The sequence below is a fragment of the Prochlorococcus sp. MIT 0604 genome (genome assembly GCF_000757845.1).
In the GTDB taxonomy this organism is placed as follows: Bacteria; Cyanobacteriota; Cyanobacteriia; order PCC-6307; family Cyanobiaceae; genus Prochlorococcus_A.
The window spans coordinates 18,962-36,600 of record NZ_CP007753.1 but is presented as its reverse complement, the minus strand read 5'-3'; the positions used below and the strand labels follow the sequence as shown (position 1 = coordinate 36,600).

At 32.2% G+C, this 17,639-nt stretch carries 20 protein-coding genes; 11 read left to right on the top strand and 9 right to left on the bottom strand.

The annotated features are described in order from the left end of the window. Positions 1-231: 231 nt before the first annotated feature. Entirely contained in the window at positions 232-1,818 is a 1,587-nt protein-coding gene (gene guaA / locus EW14_RS00185; protein WP_042849514.1) for a glutamine-hydrolyzing GMP synthase, read from the bottom strand. 54 nt (positions 1,819-1,872) lie between these two features. Then, complete coding sequence (gene cbiD / locus EW14_RS00180; protein WP_042849513.1) at positions 1,873-2,985, bottom strand: cobalt-precorrin-5B (C(1))-methyltransferase CbiD; 1,113 nt, start codon at positions 2,983-2,985, stop codon at positions 1,873-1,875. 87 nt (positions 2,986-3,072) lie between these two features. Between cbiD and EW14_RS00175 the strand changes: the two genes are divergently transcribed. Next, positions 3,073-4,209, top strand: a complete 1,137-nt coding sequence (locus EW14_RS00175; protein WP_042851263.1) for an alanine--glyoxylate aminotransferase family protein — start codon at positions 3,073-3,075, stop codon at positions 4,207-4,209. Between the two features lies 1 nt (position 4,210). Here EW14_RS00175 and EW14_RS00170 read toward each other — a convergent pair whose 3' ends face one another. Continuing rightward, positions 4,211-4,399, bottom strand: a complete 189-nt coding sequence (locus tag EW14_RS00170) for a hypothetical protein (RefSeq protein ID WP_042849512.1) — start codon at positions 4,397-4,399, stop codon at positions 4,211-4,213. A 134-nt stretch (positions 4,400-4,533) separates the two neighbouring features. On the opposite strand from EW14_RS00170, the gene EW14_RS00165 reads away from it, so the two are divergent. From EW14_RS00165 to pdxA, 5 genes are all read left to right on the top strand, one after another. Next, positions 4,534-5,046, top strand: a complete 513-nt coding sequence (locus tag EW14_RS00165; RefSeq protein WP_042849511.1) for an AbrB family transcriptional regulator — start codon at positions 4,534-4,536, stop codon at positions 5,044-5,046. Positions 5,047-5,102: 56 nt separating this feature from the next. Beyond that, a complete protein-coding gene (locus EW14_RS00160; protein ID WP_042849510.1) occupies positions 5,103-5,567 on the top strand; it encodes a DUF6554 family protein in 465 nt (154 codons plus the stop codon). Between the two features lie 163 nt (positions 5,568-5,730). After that, complete coding sequence (locus EW14_RS00155) at positions 5,731-6,132, top strand: HNH endonuclease (RefSeq protein ID WP_042849508.1); 402 nt, start codon at positions 5,731-5,733, stop codon at positions 6,130-6,132. 263 nt (positions 6,133-6,395) lie between these two features. After that, on the top strand, positions 6,396-7,274 hold the full coding sequence (locus EW14_RS00145; protein WP_042849506.1) for an oxidoreductase: 879 nt from the start codon (positions 6,396-6,398) through the stop codon (positions 7,272-7,274). Between the two features lie 25 nt (positions 7,275-7,299). Continuing rightward, entirely contained in the window at positions 7,300-8,334 is a 1,035-nt protein-coding gene (gene pdxA, locus EW14_RS00140; protein WP_042849505.1) for a 4-hydroxythreonine-4-phosphate dehydrogenase PdxA, read from the top strand. Here pdxA and accB read toward each other — a convergent pair. Further along, entirely contained in the window at positions 8,311-8,817 is a 507-nt protein-coding gene (gene accB / locus EW14_RS00135) for an acetyl-CoA carboxylase biotin carboxyl carrier protein (RefSeq protein ID WP_042849503.1), read from the bottom strand. The genes pdxA and accB overlap by 24 nt on opposite strands. Next, entirely contained in the window at positions 8,817-9,377 is a 561-nt protein-coding gene (gene efp / locus EW14_RS00130) for an elongation factor P (RefSeq protein WP_025923778.1), read from the bottom strand. Before efp ends, accB begins: the two co-directional genes overlap by 1 nt. A 44-nt stretch (positions 9,378-9,421) precedes the next feature. Here efp and EW14_RS00125 point away from each other — a divergent pair, with 44 nt between their 5' ends. Together EW14_RS00125 and thiL are read left to right on the top strand one after the other, a co-directional pair. Then, complete coding sequence (locus EW14_RS00125; RefSeq protein ID WP_042849502.1) at positions 9,422-10,513, top strand: peptidylprolyl isomerase; 1,092 nt, start codon at positions 9,422-9,424, stop codon at positions 10,511-10,513. Continuing rightward, positions 10,506-11,492 carry a thiamine-phosphate kinase gene (gene thiL, locus EW14_RS00120; protein WP_042849501.1) on the top strand — a complete coding sequence of 329 codons (987 nt, stop codon included), beginning with the start codon at positions 10,506-10,508 and terminating at the stop codon, positions 11,490-11,492. Before EW14_RS00125 ends, thiL begins: the two co-directional genes overlap by 8 nt. On the opposite strand, the gene gap is transcribed toward thiL, so the two are convergent. Beyond that, positions 11,493-12,515, bottom strand: a complete 1,023-nt coding sequence (gene gap, locus EW14_RS00115) for a type I glyceraldehyde-3-phosphate dehydrogenase (RefSeq protein ID WP_042849500.1) — start codon at positions 12,513-12,515, stop codon at positions 11,493-11,495. A 193-nt stretch (positions 12,516-12,708) separates the two neighbouring features. Here gap and murC point away from each other — a divergent pair, with 193 nt between their 5' ends. From murC to EW14_RS00100, 3 genes are read left to right on the top strand one after another with little or no spacing between them, the layout of a single operon-like run. Then, positions 12,709-14,118 carry a UDP-N-acetylmuramate--L-alanine ligase gene (murC, locus tag EW14_RS00110; RefSeq protein WP_042849499.1) on the top strand — a complete coding sequence of 470 codons (1,410 nt, stop codon included), beginning with the start codon at positions 12,709-12,711 and terminating at the stop codon, positions 14,116-14,118. 16 nt (positions 14,119-14,134) lie between these two features. Next, positions 14,135-15,028, top strand: a complete 894-nt coding sequence (murB, locus tag EW14_RS00105; protein ID WP_042851262.1) for a UDP-N-acetylmuramate dehydrogenase — start codon at positions 14,135-14,137, stop codon at positions 15,026-15,028. Positions 15,029-15,045: 17 nt separating this feature from the next. Next, positions 15,046-15,396 carry a YbaB/EbfC family nucleoid-associated protein gene (locus EW14_RS00100; protein ID WP_042849498.1) on the top strand — a complete coding sequence of 117 codons (351 nt, stop codon included), beginning with the start codon at positions 15,046-15,048 and terminating at the stop codon, positions 15,394-15,396. Here the strand turns inward: EW14_RS00100 and rsgA are convergent. Genes rsgA through dnaJ form a run of 3 tightly spaced genes read right to left on the bottom strand, consistent with a single transcriptional unit; the run spans position 15,362 to position 17,623 of the window. Continuing rightward, a complete protein-coding gene (rsgA, locus tag EW14_RS00095; protein WP_042849497.1) occupies positions 15,362-16,279 on the bottom strand; it encodes a ribosome small subunit-dependent GTPase A in 918 nt (305 codons plus the stop codon). The genes EW14_RS00100 and rsgA overlap by 35 nt on opposite strands. Next, positions 16,269-16,499: a sulfurtransferase TusA family protein gene (locus EW14_RS00090; RefSeq protein WP_042849496.1), complete on the bottom strand. Its 231-nt coding sequence runs from the start codon at positions 16,497-16,499 to the stop codon at positions 16,269-16,271. The genes rsgA and EW14_RS00090 overlap by 11 nt, the downstream gene beginning before the upstream one ends. Then, a complete protein-coding gene (gene dnaJ, locus EW14_RS00085) occupies positions 16,499-17,623 on the bottom strand; it encodes a molecular chaperone DnaJ (protein ID WP_042849494.1) in 1,125 nt (374 codons plus the stop codon). Before dnaJ ends, EW14_RS00090 begins: the two co-directional genes overlap by 1 nt. Positions 17,624-17,639: the final 16 nt, after the last annotated feature.

The window sequence follows — 17,639 nt, the reverse complement described above, 5'->3', positions numbered from 1 at the left end:
GAGAAATTTAAAACTCTACGATTTCTCTATAGAGACAAGATTTTTAGTCTGAGGGAAACCTGAGGGAAACCTCTATGCTGAAAACCATTGCGAACAGGATACACTATTTCTGAGGGAAACCTGAGGGAAACCTCTATGCTGAAAACCATTGCGAACAGGATACACTATTTCTGAGGGAAACCTGAGGGAAACCTCTTTTTTGTGTCTATAACTGGACTTTAACCCTATTTACTATTCCCACTCAATAGTTCCAGGAGGTTTACTTGTAATATCATAAACAACTCTATTAACTGAAATTACTTCATTTACGATTCTATTTGCAATCCTCTCTAAAATCTGAAAAGGAATTTTTGACCAATCGGCTGTCATACCATCTTCACTAGATACACAACGTAAAACTATTGGCCATGCATAAGTCCTTTTATCGCCCATAACGCCTACAGTCTTTACAGGCAACAATACTGCAAAAGCTTGCCAAATATCATTGTAAAGACCAGCTTTTTTAATTTCGTCTCTTACTATCCAATCTGCATCCCTTAAACAATCAAGTTTTTCATTATTTACTTCTCCCAAAATTCTTATAGCCAATCCAGGGCCTGGAAATGGATGCCTTTTTATGATTTGATCCGGCAAACCTAAAGCAGCGCCCACTTTTCGGACTTCATCCTTAAAAAGTTTTCTCAAAGGCTCGACTAATTTAAATTGTAAATCTTTTGGCAATCCACCCACGTTATGATGACTCTTTATTTTTACAGCTATTCTTTCACCAGTCTTAGGATCAATATTAGTACCAGCACTTTCAATAACATCAGGATAGAGAGTACCTTGGGCTAAATACTGAAATGGTCCCAATCTATTACTTTCTTCTTCGAATACTCTAATAAATTCTTCACCTATAATTTTCCTTTTTTGTTCTGGATCAGTAATCCCTTTTAATTTGGCAATAAACCTTTTCCTTGCATTAATATACTCAACTTTTATTTGAAATTTCTTATCAAAAAAATTCATTAAAAATTCTGGTTCACCTTTTCTCATAAAACCTTGGTCTATAAACATGCATGTAAGCTGATTTCCAATTGCTTTATTTAGAAGAAAAGCAAGAGTTGAAGAATCAACTCCTCCAGATAAGGCGAGCAAAACTTTTTTATTGCCAACTTGCTCTCTTATTCTGGGAATAGTTTCCTCTATATAGGTTTCTGTTGTCCAATCAGCTGGACAACAAGAAATTTTATAAACAAAATTTTTAATTACAGTAATCCCAAACTCAGAATGAATAACTTCAGGATGAAATTGTACACCGAATAATTTCTTTACATCATTTGAAATTGCTGCATGGAGAGTATTCTCAGTATGAGCAATTTTACTAAATCCATCAGGCAGAGAATTAATAGAATCGCCATGACTCATCCACATAATTGATTTATCTTCTACATCAAAAAGGAGTTCAGATTCTTGATCTATAATTATTGGTGCTCTACCATATTCAGCTTTTTTAGTTGCTGAAATAACAGATCCTCCGAGTTCCTTTACCATTAATTGCATTCCATAGCATATGCCAAGAATAGGAATTCCTAAATTAAAAATTTTTTCATCACACTTTGGAGCATTTTGTTCATATACAGAATTTGGACCTCCACTCAAAATGATCCCTTTAGGATTAATATTATTTATTTCCTCAATTGAAATGCAATTGCTCACTACAAGAGAAAAAACATTAGTTTCTCTAATTCTTCTTGCAATCAATTCAGAATATTGAGATCCGAAATCTAAAATTAAAATTGAAGGATCTCGTTCTTTTTTTAAAGATGTTTGACTCATGTATAAAAATTAGCTCAATTTATTTAGAAAAGCATAATGAATTACAAATTCATCTCATTGAAAATAAGAAATATACTTATTACCGTGAATTCCAGACCACCTTATTTTCCTTTTTCTATCAAAAATGATTGATGCGATTTCCATATTAGTTTTTACATACCTATTTACATAAGCAAAAGAACGCTTTTCAATCTTATTTGATAAATTCTTGAATAATCTTTCAGCTAAAGATTGATTAAATTTTTCAAGAATTAATAATGCATCCTCAAGATTATTTAACTGAGATAATTCTTCTATTATTTCAGTTGGTACCTTTTCTTGAACGGCTAAATAAACAAGAATCTCAATTCTTGAATCAGCTAAATGATTATGTGTATGAAAAATACCACCTGCTAATTTGATTAACTTTCCGTGATAACCAAAAAGAATTACAGTTTTAACTTTTTTTATTGCAGCATCAACTAATAATGGTCCTATCCAATTTCCAATTTTGATAATTGGCAAATTAACATTATGAGTTTTTGCCAAATTAAAACCATTTTCTCCAATAACGAAAACAACTTTTCCTTTAAAACCATTTTGAATTAAGTTGGCTAGCTTAGTTTTAGCCTCTTCTAATTGATCAGGTGAAGCACTCGAATAAGTCTCAGCAGAAGTACCAATAATAGACAATCCATTAACGATACCAAATGACTCATTACTAGTTCTTTCAGCTAAAAATTTCCCGTTTGGAAAAATAATTTCTAATTTCAAATTAAAGCTCTCAGGAATACAATCTAATAAATTTTCATATAAAACCTCTTTTGCAAAATCAGAAATACATATCTCTGATGTATCCTCTTTTATTCCTACACCATATCCGGCAATAATATTTATTGGAATTCTTTGAACACGGTCATTAAAAGAAATTTTTTCTAAAGAGACTATTGTCCATATTTCTAAATTTTGCGTAATGTCAAGATCTAAGCCAGACTTTGCAAAGGAAATTCCTAATGCATGCGAGTCATCTTTAAGTAAACCAACAGAATGAATCTCAATTTTTATTTCTTTTTTTTCATTAGGAATTTTTATTAGTTCATAATTCTCGTATGGCAACCCTACTAGTTTTTTTAATGCTGACCTAGCAGCTCCAGCAACCCACAAAGGTAAAGAAAATCCTTTTTTCAAATCAAGTAATTGAAAAATATATAATGAGAACTAATCTAAGAATGACCTATTTAACAAAAAGTGGCCATACAAAAAAAATTATCATTGATGATTCCTGGACCCACACCAGTTCCAGAAAAAGTTTTACAAGCATTAAGTAAGCATCCAATAGGTCATCGCAGTAAAGAGTTCCAAGATCTTGTAGAAAGTACTACTAAAAATTTACAGTGGCTGCATCAAACTGAAAATGATGTTCTAACAATTACTGGTAGTGGAACTGCCGCAATGGAGGCTGGAATAATTAATACCTTAAGTAAAGGAGATAAAGTAATTTGTGGAGAAAATGGAAAATTTGGAGAAAGATGGGTCAAAGTTGCTAAAGAATTTGGTCTAGAAGTAATAAAAATTGATTCCGAATGGGGTACTCCACTTAATCCTGAAGAATTCAAAAAGGTATTAGAAGAAGATAAACAAAAAGAAATAAAAGCGGTTATTTTGACTCATTCTGAAACATCAACAGGTGTAATTAATGATCTAGAAACCATCAGTTCATATATTCGCAAACACAACACAGCTTTATCGATTGTTGACTGCGTTACAAGTCTTGGAGCTTGCAATGTACCAGTAGATGAATGGGAATTAGATATCGTTGCTTCAGGCTCACAAAAGGGATATATGATCCCTCCGGGGCTTAGTTTTATAGCAATGAGCCAAAAAGCATGGGGAGCTGCAGAAAAATCTAACTTACCAAAATTTTATTTAGATTTGCAATCCTACAGAAAAAGTCTTTTAAGTAACAGTAATCCATATACTCCAGCAGTTAATTTGGTTTTTGCTTTAGATGAAGCTTTAAAAATGATGAGAGAAGAAGGCCTAGATAATATTTTCCTGAGACACAATAAACATAAATTAGCAATGAGCCATGCTGCAAAGGCTTTAAATCTAAAATTATTTGCTGATGAAAAATATTTAAGCCCTTCAATTACTGCAATAAAAACAGAGGGAATGGATGCTGAAGAATTTCGAAAAACAATAAAGAATAATTTTGATATTTTACTTGCTGGTGGACAAGACCATTTGAAGGGAAAAATATTTAGAGTCGGACATTTAGGTTATGTAAATGACAGAGATATTATTACGGTAGTTTCTGCTATAAGTAATACGCTTCTCGAACTCGGTAAAATTACAGCACAACAAGCTGGTGAGGCATTAGTTGTGGTGTCCAAATATCTTGAGGGAAATTAAGTTAAGTGCCTGGCTCTTCAACATTTCCGCCTAGCTCAACAATCTTTTTCCTAAGAACGATTGATTTTTTTTCATCACCATTAGTTTGAGCTATTGCAAGAGCAAACTCTAATTTTTCAAGCTGGTGGCCACCCTCAAAAAAAGATAATTTTTTCTTTATACGTTTTTTATATGAAATTTGTGAAGACATAAAAATTCATGCTTTAGTTAATATTATGCCAACAAAAGGGGGACATTACGAGAAGAAAGCAAAAATATTATTTGACTATAAACTTAAACAAAAAAAATTTTTTCTAATATTATGATCAAACATCCTTAAAATTTATGATTAACATAAATTTAATTTATTACCTAATTGCTGGTTGTATTTTTGGAGCTTTAGCTTTAAAAACCGGAATTCCTGCTGCTCCTCTTGCAGGTGCTTTAATAGGCGCAAGCATACTTAGCATCAGTGGCAAAGTCGACATAGCAGAGTGGCCAATTGGCACAAGAACAATTTTGGAAATCGGAATTGGAACAGTCATTGGAACATCATTAACTAAAGATGCATTGGTTGAGATTCAAAATTTATGGAGACCAGCAATATTAATAACTTTTACTTTAGTTTTTACAGGCTTAGCAATTGGATTATGGACTAGCAGATTACTTAATATAGATGTGATAACAACAATTCTAGGCGCTGCACCAGGAGGAATTAGCGGAATGAGTCTTGTGGGGTCTGAATACGGCGTGGGGGCCGCAGTAGCTACTCTACACGCAGTTAGATTGATTACAGTTCTTTTAATTCTTCCTTTAGTTGTGAAATGCTTGAATATATTTGGAGTAATTAAATCTTAAATTTCTATAGACATATTCACAAAAAAAGATATTTTAAAATAGAAGATTAATGGCTTATGCAAAGATTTAAGAATAAAAAATTAATATTTTTAGCGTTGGGAATTTTCACTTCTCTAACCCTTATTACTCCAAAAGTAAATGCAAGTTCATTTGGGGCAGAAATTTTTTGTGCTATGAGAGATGCCGGAAATGACCATGAAAGTAGCTGGGATGCAGCTTATACATATATAAAAAAACAAAAGGGAGGATTATTCAAAGTTTCACCTAAAAATGCAGCAGCGCAAATTACGGAAACAGTTATAAGAGAAAGAGAAAAATTTAGTTATTGCGTTGAATATTTAGATAATCTTCATCCAAATAGAAAACTAATACGAGATTTAGAAAAAGAAGAAAAAAGAAAAGCAACAGAAGCAAAGAATAGAGAAGACAAAAGAAAAAAATTAGAAAAAGAATTAGAAGAAACTAATAAAGAAATTTCTGAAGAATTTACTGATGAAACACTTGATAGATATAGTTATTAATCAAGTTTTTTGAAAGATAATAATTTTTCGAAATTTACTAAATACTATTTTGTATCTAAACACACGAAAAAATATTTTTAATGGCAAATTTAGGCTAAAAAGCATCAATAATTATTGACTTTTAATATATTCAAGCCATTATTTATTTAACTAAATATTCTGAATGCATATTAATGATGCGGTGTTTTTAGAGGACTTATGTCCTAAGTTCAGATTTAGACAATGGCGAAAATCTATTCATAGGTTTACAGGAAAAAGTTGCATATATTGCGGAAAACCATCTGAATCTATTGACCATGTAATACCACGATGCCAAGGAGGCCTAAGTACAACAGAAAACTGCGTGCCTGCATGTCTTTCCTGTAATGGGGATAAATCAGATGAAAATGCTTTGTATTGGTATAGAAGGCAAAAATTTTATGACCCTCGTAGAGCGATGGCTATAAGAGCTTGGTTAGAAGGAGATTTAAGATTAGCTATTAGATTACTGCAATGGGCTAATCCTAATTTTAAGCTAAAAAATAATAATTACAAAAAAGACGAATCAGAATATAAAGCAGCTTGACTACCAAACATTACATATTGTTCTAGTATTATAACTCTCACATATATTTTCCAATTCTTTTGGGGATTCTGGGAATATTAAAATTGTCGAAAAAGCAATTAGAAAGACAAATAATTTTTGGTAGAATTTAAAACTAACTAAACTAACTTCTTTTTCTTTAAGACGGGGATAACTTTTGCTAACAAAGAATGTTTTTGTTTTTAAATTTGGCTTAAAAGCTGTCTTCATCATCAATTAATACATATGTACTACCTTAACCCAGCATGAAGAAGCCTGCAAGTTTACTTGGAAATAAAAATAAATTTTTAATCTTAGGATGTGGTTTTAGCGGTAGTTTTTTTGCAAAAACTATTAAAAAACTCGGTTGCACTGTTTTAACAAGCTCAAGATCTACAAGCAGAGATCCTAATAGTTTTGTTTTCAATAGTGAAACCTGTGTAGTTCCTGATGCAAAAATTTTTGATGGAGTCACTCATATACTTAGTTGCATACCTCCTGACAAAAATGGTAAGGATCCTGTATTAGAAAGCCTTCAAAGTAAACTACAAGATTTACCCCTTGAATGGATTGGATATTTATCTACCACAGGAGTATATGGGAACACAAAAGGTGGTTGGGTTTCTGAGATAGATCAGCCTGAACCTATTCAAAAAAGAAGTCATAATAGATTAAATTGTGAAAAAAAATGGATTGAATCTGGATTACCTGTACAAATTTTTAGGTTACCTGGTATTTATGGACCCGGAAGATCCACTTTTGAAGCAATAAAAAATAAAAAAATTCGTGTTATATCGAAAAAAAATCAGGTATTCTCAAGAGTCCATGTTGCTGACATAACAAATGCAATTATCTATCTTTTACAAAATAAAAATTCTTTAAAGTTTTACCAAATTATTAATATTGCAGATGATGAACCCTGTTCTCAAATAGAAGTTATGCAGTATTGCTACGATTTAATTGGTTTAACAATGCCAAAGCCAATTTTATTTGAGGATGCAAAAGAGGAATTATCACCTATCGCTCAATCTTTTTGGATGGAAAATAGAAGAGTTTCGAATAAACTTTTATGCGAAACACTTGGATATAAACTAATTTATAAAAACTATAAAATAGGCTTAAAAAATTGCTATTTAAATAGTTAAAAAAAAATAAAATCAAAAACTCTTTATGAACTTTCAGAATACAAATAAAGAATTGAAGGTCGTCATAAGCGTCGGAGATGAGTCAGGTATTGGACCCGAAATAATCTTAAAAGCACTTTGTTCTAATGAAATACCTAACAATATTGACTTTACATTGGTAGGTTCTAAAAAAAATCTATTAAATACATATAATCACCTCAAGTCTCTTGGTTTAGAAAAACTAGCTAATCCAAATTCTCTAAAAATTTATGATCTCGAAATTGCTTCATCAAATAATAACCCTAAATCAAGTTACGGTGATTCAAGTTTCTATTACTTAACAAAAGCTATTGAAATTGTAAAACAAAATCGTAATTCAGCACTTGTAACTGGACCAATCTGCAAGAAATCATGGTCAATAGCAGGTCATCACTTCTCTGGACAAACTGAAGTTTTAGCAAAATCGTGTGGAATTAAAAATGTTGGAATGTTATTCACAGCAAAATCACCAATCACAGGTTGGAGATTCAATACCCTTCTCGCTACAACTCACATACCTCTTTGTGAGGTTCCCAAGCAATTAACTACAAATTTGATCCATTCTAAATTAGACCTTTTCAAAGATTTTTGTAGTAGCTATATTGATAAACCCAAGTTAAAAATAGCGGGATTAAACCCTCATGCTGGCGAGGAGGGGATTTTGGGTAGTGAAGAAAAAGATTGGCTCAATGATGCATTGATTGCATGGAATGAAAAGAATAGAGATATTAAATTATTAGGACCTTTGTCACCAGATAGTTGCTGGAATTCTTCCGTAAAAGCATGGAATGAAAAAGATGCTGATCAGCACGATGGCATTCTTGCTATGTATCATGATCAAGGTTTAATACCAATGAAAGTGATAGCTCTTAATTACTCTGTTAATACAACAATCGGTTTACCTTTTATAAGAACATCTCCGGATCATGGAACGGGATTTGATATTGCTGGCAAAGGCATTGCTCAATCTCAAAGCATGATTGAAGCTATAAAAGCTGCTATAGAAATGACTAACAATTCAAGATTGCTTAACACGCATTAAAACTTGACCAAATTCAACTGGTGTCCCATTTTCAACGAGAATCTCTACTATTTCAGCGTTAAATTCAGATTCAATTTCATTCATTAACTTCATTGCTTCCAAAATACAAATAGTTTGACCAACCTTAACGTTATTCCCTACTTCAACAAATGGCTCCTCACCAGGCGCTGCAGCCCTATAAAATGTACCAACCATAGGAGAAGTAATTTCAGTTAGGTCAGAACGTCCTGGGGGTGCCACCTGAGGCGCTTCAGGCTCATTAACAACTGGGATATTATCATTAATAGTTTTTTGATTAGCAATTGTCTGCTTATCAAATGAAGTATTAGAAACTAAATTATTAATAACTTGATTCTGATCAAATACATTCCTTTTTATTTCGAGCTTAAAATCTTCTCCCTCTAGCGAGAACTCTTGTATATCACTTTTAGAGATTTTCTCTATTAAGCGATCTAAGTCATCATGATCTAATTTCATAGCCATTAATTTTCACGTCCAAGATAAGTGTCATTTCGAGTATCAACTTTAATCATTTCTCCCACAGAAATAAATAAAGGAACCATAACTTGAGCACCTGTTTCTAGAATAGCTGGTTTCGTGCCCCCACTAGCAGTGTCACCTTTAACTCCTGGATCAGTCTCTGTAACTTTCAAAGTAATAGATATTGGAAGTTCTACTTCTAAAACTTTACCATTATGGAAAATTACATTAACCTCCATTCCCTCTTTCAAATACTTTGCGCCTTTACCGATTTGTTCAGAGGTGAGTCTTGTCTCTTCAAAACTTGTCATATCCATAAAAACATAATCACCAGACTCCACATAAGTATGCTGCAGGTTAGACTTCTCAAGGATAGCCTGCTGTACTGATTCTCCGGCTCGAAAAGTTTTTTCAACAACGTTGCCGCTTTGAACTGATTTTAATTTTGTTCGTACGAAAGCAGAACCCTTACCAGGCTTAACATGTAGAAATTCTACAACACGCCAAACTTGTCCATCCAATTCGATGGTAGTACCTGTGCGAAAATCGTTACTGGAAATCATTCCTGTATTACATCCCCCCAGGATCATAAACCTGCAAGAGTTCTATGCAAAAATTCTTATCAAATCAGAACAAACTTTTCTTAATTCTATCGATTGTAATTTTACAGGTTTTTCTTTTAAAACCTATTCAAGTATTAGCTGATTTACCTACTGGAAATGCAGTAAAAGACCCTAATGCAATCCTCAGAAACGCACTCCCTATAAAGCAAGTTGAGTTACAAGAAATTCAACACAAATTGGAAGAAACTAGTGACTTTGTAAGAGGAGGAAGATGGCCCGCTCTTACGAAAACTGTTACAAAATGTCAATCTTTGCTAAAAAAATACCAAAGTAAAATTATTCAAGAATTACCAAAAGATAAAAAGAAGATTGCTGAAAAAACATTTTTAGAACTCAAAGAAAATTTTGATAGCCTTCAAGATTACTCTAAATCAAAGGATAAATACTCGTTTATAGCTACTCGAAGAAATGCTTTAGATAAAATAGGTGGATTAGAAGAATATTTTCTACCAAAAGAATTTCCATACTCTATTCCCCATGAATTTGATAATTTACCAAGATTACTGGGCAGAGCAAAAGTCAATATAAAAACCTCCAAAGGAGATATGCAAGCAATTGTTGATGGATTTAACGCTCCTCTTACAGCAGGAGCATTTATAGATTTATCTTCAAAAAACTTCTACAAAGATTTACCCATTAACAGAGCAGAAGAATTTTTTGTACTGCAAACAGGTGATCCAATTGGTGATGATATTGGTTACATAGATCCTGAAACAAACGAAGAACGTCACGTTCCCTTAGAAATAAGAATTCCTGATGAACAAGATACTTTTTACAATCAAACTTTTGAAGATTTAGGTCTTTACACAGAGACGCCAACATTACCTTTTGCAACACTTGGAACTTTAGGATGGTCCCATTCGAATGCCGCAGTTGATGATGGGTCATCGCAATTTTTCTTCTTTTTATATGAAGCAGAATTAAATCCAGCGGGTCGCAATTTAATTGACGGGAGGAATGCTGCCTTTGGTTACGTTGTAGATGGATTTGATGTATTAGAAGAGCTTACTAAAGATGACACAATAATTTCGATTGATGTTTTAGAAGGGATTGAAAACCTCAAAATAAATGCATAAAGAAATATTAGAAGATATAGGAGAAAAAGAATTGATAAATAGGCTAGGAAAATTTATGCCTAAAAATCAAGTTTCAGATGATTGCGCTTTAATCAAAACTAAAAATGAAAATTTACTTGTTAATACTGATTCTTTAGTGGAAAATGTTCATTTCAATGACACTAGTATTTGTCCTCAAGACCTTGGGTGGAAAGCAGTTGTAAGCAACATCTCTGACTTATTATCTAGTGGAAGCAAGAAAACTATTGGTATTACAATAAGCCTAGTTCTACCTGTTAAAACTGAGTGGATTTGGGTTGAAGAAGTATACAAAGGAATAAATAAAGCATTAAAAGAATATGGCGGATTGATTCTAGGAGGAGATTGCTCAAAGGGGAACGAAAAAATCATTTCAATTACGGCCTTTGGAATTCAAGGTGAGCTTGAATTAAGAAGAAACGCATGTAACCCAGGAGATATAATCTTAACTACAGGAATTCATGGTCTTAGCAAGCTGGGATTTTTGATACAAAATAAAATTAATTTCGATAATGAATTTTCTCTTAATGAAAGATTAATCATTAAGTCTATTGAACATTTTTGTCGCCCTAGAGTTTACCCTAATTTTCTAAATAATCTCCTCAAAACTCGCTCCAATAAAAATATAAGGAGAATAGGATGTACTGATAGCAGTGATGGCCTATTTCAAGCCTTACAAGATTTAGCAATAGCTAGCAACTGCAAAGCGATCATAAACTATGAAAAAATACCTAAAGATAAGGATTGGCCTAAGGGAGATAAATGGGACGAATACTATTTTTTTGGAGGAGAAGATTATGAATTAGTTTTCTCATTGCCCAAAAAATGGGCAGAAAATTTATCTAAACTTGATAAAAATATTTACGAGATCGGTTATTTCACTACTGGTGAAGCATCAATAGATTTTAAAGATAAAAATAAAAATCAATTATTGATGAACACACCTTTCAAGCACTTTTAATTATTCCCAATTTTTAGCAACAATCTCTGCTAAATCTACAACCCTTTGGCTATAACCCCACTCGTTATCATACCAAGCAAGAACCTTAACAAGGTTATCACCAATACACATAGTTAGGTCACTATCTACGATTGATGATTCATTAGTACCTGCATAATCGCTAGACACTAATGGTTCATCTCCATACTTAATAATGCCTTTCATTGAGCCTAAAGATGCTTCCTTCAGAGCATTGTTAACTTCTTCGGTTGTGACAGATTTAGAAGATTCAAAAACGAAATCTACTGCTGAAACGTTAGGAGTTGGAACTCTCATTGCAATTCCTGTTAATTTGCCTTTCATTTCTGGGTATACTAGTGCTACTGCTTTTGCAGCACCTGTAGAAGTAGGAACAATATTTGTAGCAGCGGCTCTAGCTCTTCTTAAATCTCTATGACTATTATCTAAAATCCTTTGATCCCCTGTATAACTATGAATTGTAGTCATCAAACCTTTGTTAATACCAAAAGTTTGGTCTAAAACTTTAACTACTGGCGCTAGACAGTTGGTTGTACAGCTGGCATTACTTAAAATATCATAATCTTTGTGTGTATATGTATCGGCATTAACTCCTACCACATAAGTACCAACTCCATCGCCTTTACCAGGAGCAGTTAAGATAACTTTTTTTGCTCCTACCTCTAAGTGCTTACTCGCACCTACATCAGTATTAAAAACTCCAGTAGATTCAATAACCAAATCAACACCCCAGTCCTTCCATGGGAGATTCAATGGATTTCTATCAGAGAAACACTTAATTGTTTTGTTATTAATTACAAAAGTATCATCGGTATACTGAATATCAACACCATCAAGTTGACCAAGGACTGAGTCGTATTTTAATAGATGAGCATTAGTCTTGGGATCAGAGGTAACGTTAATTCCAACCACTTCAATATTGGTGTAAGCCCCTCTACTAAGCCAACAACGCATAAAGTTTCGACCAATTCTGCCAAAGCCGTTAATTGCAACACGCAAAGTCATAACAAATAATTTCTAAATGATTAACCTAAGTTGCTGATCATACTGAATTTTGTGCAATAACGTAAGGTTTTTTTGATTTATTAAGCAAATAAGTCTAGTTTTGTATTAATTCAAGGGGGAAAAAACTTTTTTTTTAAGAAAAATTAGCAAAATTTTACCGAGAAGTTATTTTAATTTAAGTAAAAGATAAACATTGGAAAAAGAATTACTCTTAAAAAGTCATTTTCATTTTATTGGGATAGGAGGTATTGGAATGTCAGCATTAGCAATAGGTTTGCTTAAAAAAGGTTGTTCAGTTTCAGGATCTGATTTAGTTAAAAACAATGAAACTAATAAATTAGAACAATTAGGTGCAGTGATCTTTACTTCTCAAGTTCGAAAAAATATTGAATTTGTAATTTCAAAATTTACCAACAAATTGATTAATTTTGTTGTAAGCTCTGCGATCAAGCCTGAAAATGAAGAATTTTCATACTGCAGAGAAAAAAATTTATCAATAAAACATCGTTCAGAAATACTTGCCATGCTAATGCGTACTTACACTGTATTGGCAGTAGCAGGCAGCCATGGAAAAACATCAACCAGTACTTTTCTTTCTACAATACTTGAGTTATGTACACATGATTCTTCTTCAATAACTGGAGGAATAATTCCTATTTACAACTCTAATTGTCATTTAGAAAATACAAAATACTTAGTCGCTGAAGTTGATGAATCTGATGGAACAATTAATAAATATAAAGCTGACATTGGAATAATCAATAACATTGATTTTGATCATTGCGATCACTTTTCTAATTTAAGTGAAGTCATATCTTCTTTTAAAAGTTTTGCTACAAACTCACAAAAATTATTATTAAATTTTGATTGTGAAACCACAAGAAATAATTTTATATCTAATAGTAAGTGGTCAAACACTACAACTAAAAACGTAGCTTATGCAATAATCCCTACTCAAATGAACTCAAAATATACGATTGGAAAATATTATGAAAATGGAAATTTTATTAGTAGTTTAAATATTCCAATTCCAGGATTACACAATCTATCTAATATCACCGCAGCAATAGCAGCTTCAAGATTGATAGGTATAGATTTTATAGAAATTAAGAAAAATATAAAATATCTTAAACTACCAAGAAAAAGATTTGAATTCAGAGGCCAAATAGAAGAAAGAAGTTTATATGATGACTATGCACATCACCCAAATGAAATAAAAGAAACTATTAAATTAGGAAGATTATTTATTAAGCAAAAACATAATAATGAATGTAAAAGGAGTAGATTAATAGCTATATTCCAACCTCATAGATACTCTCGAGTAAAACAATTTTCTAAAGAATTCGCTAAAGAATTATCAAAAGCAGATGTTATTTACGTAACCAGTATTTATGGAGCAGGAGAAGAGAACGAAGATAGAATTACTTCGAAAATTATCACTGATCTGATTTATAAACAAAACAAAAATGTTAGTTATATAAATAATTATCATGAAATTACAAAGAACTTTTACGAATTAACTCAAAAAGGAGATTTAATTTTAAATATGGGGGCTGGAGATTGTCATAATTTTTGGTCAATTCTAAATGGAAAAAACAATTAAAATAAATAACTTATTTATGAATAAAAAGATTTTTTCTAAAAACTATAATCTAAGTAGTTATACAACTATAAAAGTGGGAGGAGCAGCTGAATATTTCGCTGAGCCAAGCAATTTAAACGAATTTTCATATTTAGTAAAATGGGCAAGTTTAAACAAACAAAGATGCCAAATAATTGGCGCAGGTTCCAATCTTTTAATAAATAATATTTTCATAAAAGGTTTAGTTATATGTACAAAAAAAATGAAATCACTATCGATAGAGCCATATTCTGGAATTGTTGAAGCGGAAGCAGGTGTCATGCTTCCAACATTATCTAATTCTCTTGCTAAAAATGGATTGCAAGGAGGTGAATGGGCTGTTGGAATTCCAGGAACATTGGGAGGAGCAATTTATATGAATGCTGGCACAGCTAATTTATCGTTAGCAAAAAATCTGATTTCCGTAAAAGTTATAAATAATAAAACTCATGAAAAACTTGAAATTGAAAAAAAAGATATCAAGTTTGAGTATAGATTTAGTTCTTTTCAAAGAAATGATTTTACAATTATTAGTGCAAGACTACATTTTGAACCAAATGGAAATCTCGAACAATTAATTAAAACAACCAAAAATAACCTTAAATTAAAAACAGAAACACAGCCATATGATCAACCAAGTTTTGGTAGTGTTTTTAAAAATCCTGAAAATAATTATGCAGCAAAATTAATTGATGATGTGGGCTTAAAGGGATTTAAAATTGGCGGTGCAGAAATTTCTAAAATGCATTCAAATTTTATTATTAATACTTCTTCAGCAAGTTCAAAAGATATTTATGAATTAATAACAGTGATTCAACAAAAAGTACTACAAAACAAAGGAATTTTTTTGCAACCGGAAGTAAGAATGATTGGTTTTGACTATCCTAACTAAAGAAACTTTTTTACAAAATGGCGGGTTTTGGACTTCCTAACTTTGGACAACTTACAGAAGCTTTTAAAAAAGCTAAACAAATTCAGCAAGATGCTCAAAAATTACAAGATGAGCTTGAAAATATGGAAATTGAAGGAAAAAGTGACGATGAAATGATCAAAGTCTGGATAAGTGGAAACCAACTTCCTTTAAAGGTAGAAGTACAAGAAAATATTTTAAATGCAGATAAAGAAAAGATTGAGCAAAATATTTTACAAGCTATTCAAAAAGCTCATGAATTATCTACTACAACTATGAAAGAGAGAATGAATGATTTGACTGGTGGATTAAACCTTAATCTTCCAGGTTTTGAGAATAGTGACTCTTAGAAGACTCGATCATTTCTTTATAAAAAGGATATCTTTCGAAGGATTTATCTAAATTACAGCCTTCATCGTTTAGATGTAAGCAGTTACGATATTTACATTTAATTTCTTTATAGATTACTTGTTTATATATTTCCGAATAAAGATTTGGCAACAACCCAATATCAACCTCTAGAGGTTGCATATTAAAACCAGGAGTGTCCACAATATAACTTTGATTTGATAAAGAAAATAACTCAACATTTCGAGTAGTGTTTTTCCCTCTCTTAATTTTATTGGAAACTGGAGCAGTACTATTTTGAAGACCTGGAATTACCATATTAAGCAAAGTAGTTTTGCCAACACCAGATGGGCCCATGAAAATTGAACACTCTTTTTGCTTTAACTCAGCTAGTAAATTATTAAAGTAATCAGATTTATCTAAATTTAAAGTTATTGCTTGATAACCCCATTTCCCAAATTTATCAAGTAAAAAAGATCTTCTAGTATCTGAGATTAAATCACATTTTGTCAAAACTAATGACACTTCAACTCCCATCGATTCTGCTGATATCAAAAACCTATTAACTTGAGATAAATTCAACTCTGGCTCTTCAACAGAAAAAGTAATATATATGTTAGAAATGTTTGCAACGGAGGGTCTAACAAGTAAATTTTTTCTTTTTTTTAGACTTGCTATTACTGCGCGTTTGCTTTTTAAATCAATATTATCAATTACTACTTCGTCTCCAACATAAATTAATTGATCCTTAAAATTTATAGACTTCCTCACCTTACATAAGAATTTCTCACTATTTCCTAGATTTTCTTGATCTTTTAAGTCGACTAAAAAAAAATCATTAAATTTTTTTGTAACTAATCCTAAATGTTTACTATTAGTTTTCATTCAATACTTTTATTTTTATAAATTTTTCATTTTCTTTAATTTGTTGAAACAAGCATCCCATCTCTTTTAAATTGTTTAATACCATTTCTTCTGGTTCACCTTTATCTAGTTCAACTATAAGTTGTTCATTTTTGGACAACTTCTCTAAAGCCAATTTGATTTTGACGACATTTAAAGGACATGGAACAGATTTAAGATCCAAATGCTTTAGAGAAGTCATTAGGATTCATTTCCAAATAATTTGCTAAAAAGTCCACTAGTAGAATTAATATTTTTATCTGAATATTGAGAAGCTAAACCCTCTAAAAGCTGTCGCTCTTCATCAGTTACACGAGTTGGTAATTTTACCTTAACTAAGACTTCATGATTTCCTCTAGCAACTGGATTGCCAAGTCTAGGAACCCCTTTATTCTCAAGTGAGAGAGTTGTATTTGGCTGGGTACCACTAGGAATTTTTAAGTCAACGCTTCCATCAACTGTGGTGATTTTAACAGTATCTCCTAAAATAGCTTGTAAATAACTTACAGCTATTTCTGAGTAAATAGTCACACCATCTCTTTTAAGTTTTGAATCACTCTTAACCTTGATAAAAACATAAAGGTCTCCAGGTGGACCTCCTTTTAAACCAACATTTCCCTCTCCCGAAACTCTTAACTTAGTACCAGTGTCGACTCCTGCTGGAATATTAATTCTTAATTTTTTTCTGACTTGCTTTACTCCATTTCCTCCACAACTTACACATGGATCTGCAATTATCTGACCAGCCCCATTACATGAAGGACATTCAGCTACTTGTGTGAAATTACCAAAAGGTGTTCTCGTAGCTCTTCTAACTTGTCCACTTCCTCCACATGTTGAACAAGTTTTTGGCCCGGTTCCTGGTTTGGAGCCTGTTCCCCTACAAACTTCACATGTCTCCAGATGAGGAATTTTAATTTCTCTTTGTTGACCAAATATTGCATCTTTAAAGTCAACATTAAGGTCATACCGCAAATCATCTCCTTGTTGAGGACCTCTTCTTTGAGTTCTTCCTCCCTGAGGATTTTGTCCACCAAAGCCATTAAAAAAGGTTTCAAATAAATCTGCAAAACCTCCCATATCCCCCATATCAGGCATGCCAGCCGCACCTCCGAGGCCAGCCTCTCCAAACTGATCATATCTAGCTCTAGTTTCAGGATCAGCTAGTGCTTCATAAGCCTTGCCAATTTCTTTAAATTTATCTTCAGCACCAGGTTCTTTATTGACATCAGGATGATATTGCCTTGCTAATTTTCTGTAAGCCTTTTTTAAGGTATCCGCATCAGCATCTCTTGAAACTCCAAGTATTTGATAGAAATCAGTCATTAGATAATGCTCAAAT

What these genes read in the sequence shown, in the direction of transcription:
- guaA (WP_042849514.1), bottom strand. Translation starts at nt 1,818, where the DNA reads ATGAGTCAAACATCTTTAAAAAAAGAACGAGATCCTTCAATTTTAATT.
- EW14_RS00175 (WP_042851263.1), top strand. Translation starts at nt 3,073, where the DNA reads ATGATTCCTGGACCCACACCAGTTCCAGAAAAAGTTTTACAAGCATTA.
- EW14_RS00170 (WP_042849512.1), bottom strand. Translation starts at nt 4,399, where the DNA reads ATGTCTTCACAAATTTCATATAAAAAACGTATAAAGAAAAAATTATCT.
- EW14_RS00165 (WP_042849511.1), top strand. Translation starts at nt 4,534, where the DNA reads ATGATTAACATAAATTTAATTTATTACCTAATTGCTGGTTGTATTTTT.
- EW14_RS00160 (WP_042849510.1), top strand. Translation starts at nt 5,103, where the DNA reads ATGCAAAGATTTAAGAATAAAAAATTAATATTTTTAGCGTTGGGAATT.
- EW14_RS00155 (WP_042849508.1), top strand. Translation starts at nt 5,731, where the DNA reads ATGCATATTAATGATGCGGTGTTTTTAGAGGACTTATGTCCTAAGTTC.
- EW14_RS00145 (WP_042849506.1), top strand. Translation starts at nt 6,396, where the DNA reads ATGAAGAAGCCTGCAAGTTTACTTGGAAATAAAAATAAATTTTTAATC.
- pdxA (WP_042849505.1), top strand. Translation starts at nt 7,300, where the DNA reads ATGAACTTTCAGAATACAAATAAAGAATTGAAGGTCGTCATAAGCGTC.
- accB (WP_042849503.1), bottom strand. Translation starts at nt 8,817, where the DNA reads ATGGCTATGAAATTAGATCATGATGACTTAGATCGCTTAATAGAGAAA.
- efp (WP_025923778.1), bottom strand. Translation starts at nt 9,377, where the DNA reads ATGATTTCCAGTAACGATTTTCGCACAGGTACTACCATCGAATTGGAT.
- EW14_RS00125 (WP_042849502.1), top strand. Translation starts at nt 9,422, where the DNA reads ATGCAAAAATTCTTATCAAATCAGAACAAACTTTTCTTAATTCTATCG.
- thiL (WP_042849501.1), top strand. Translation starts at nt 10,506, where the DNA reads ATGCATAAAGAAATATTAGAAGATATAGGAGAAAAAGAATTGATAAAT.
- gap (WP_042849500.1), bottom strand. Translation starts at nt 12,515, where the DNA reads ATGACTTTGCGTGTTGCAATTAACGGCTTTGGCAGAATTGGTCGAAAC.
- murB (WP_042851262.1), top strand. Translation starts at nt 14,135, where the DNA reads ATGAATAAAAAGATTTTTTCTAAAAACTATAATCTAAGTAGTTATACA.
- EW14_RS00100 (WP_042849498.1), top strand. Translation starts at nt 15,046, where the DNA reads ATGGCGGGTTTTGGACTTCCTAACTTTGGACAACTTACAGAAGCTTTT.
- rsgA (WP_042849497.1), bottom strand. Translation starts at nt 16,279, where the DNA reads ATGAAAACTAATAGTAAACATTTAGGATTAGTTACAAAAAAATTTAAT.
- EW14_RS00090 (WP_042849496.1), bottom strand. Translation starts at nt 16,499, where the DNA reads ATGACTTCTCTAAAGCATTTGGATCTTAAATCTGTTCCATGTCCTTTA.
- dnaJ (WP_042849494.1), bottom strand. Translation starts at nt 17,623, where the DNA reads ATGACTGATTTCTATCAAATACTTGGAGTTTCAAGAGATGCTGATGCG.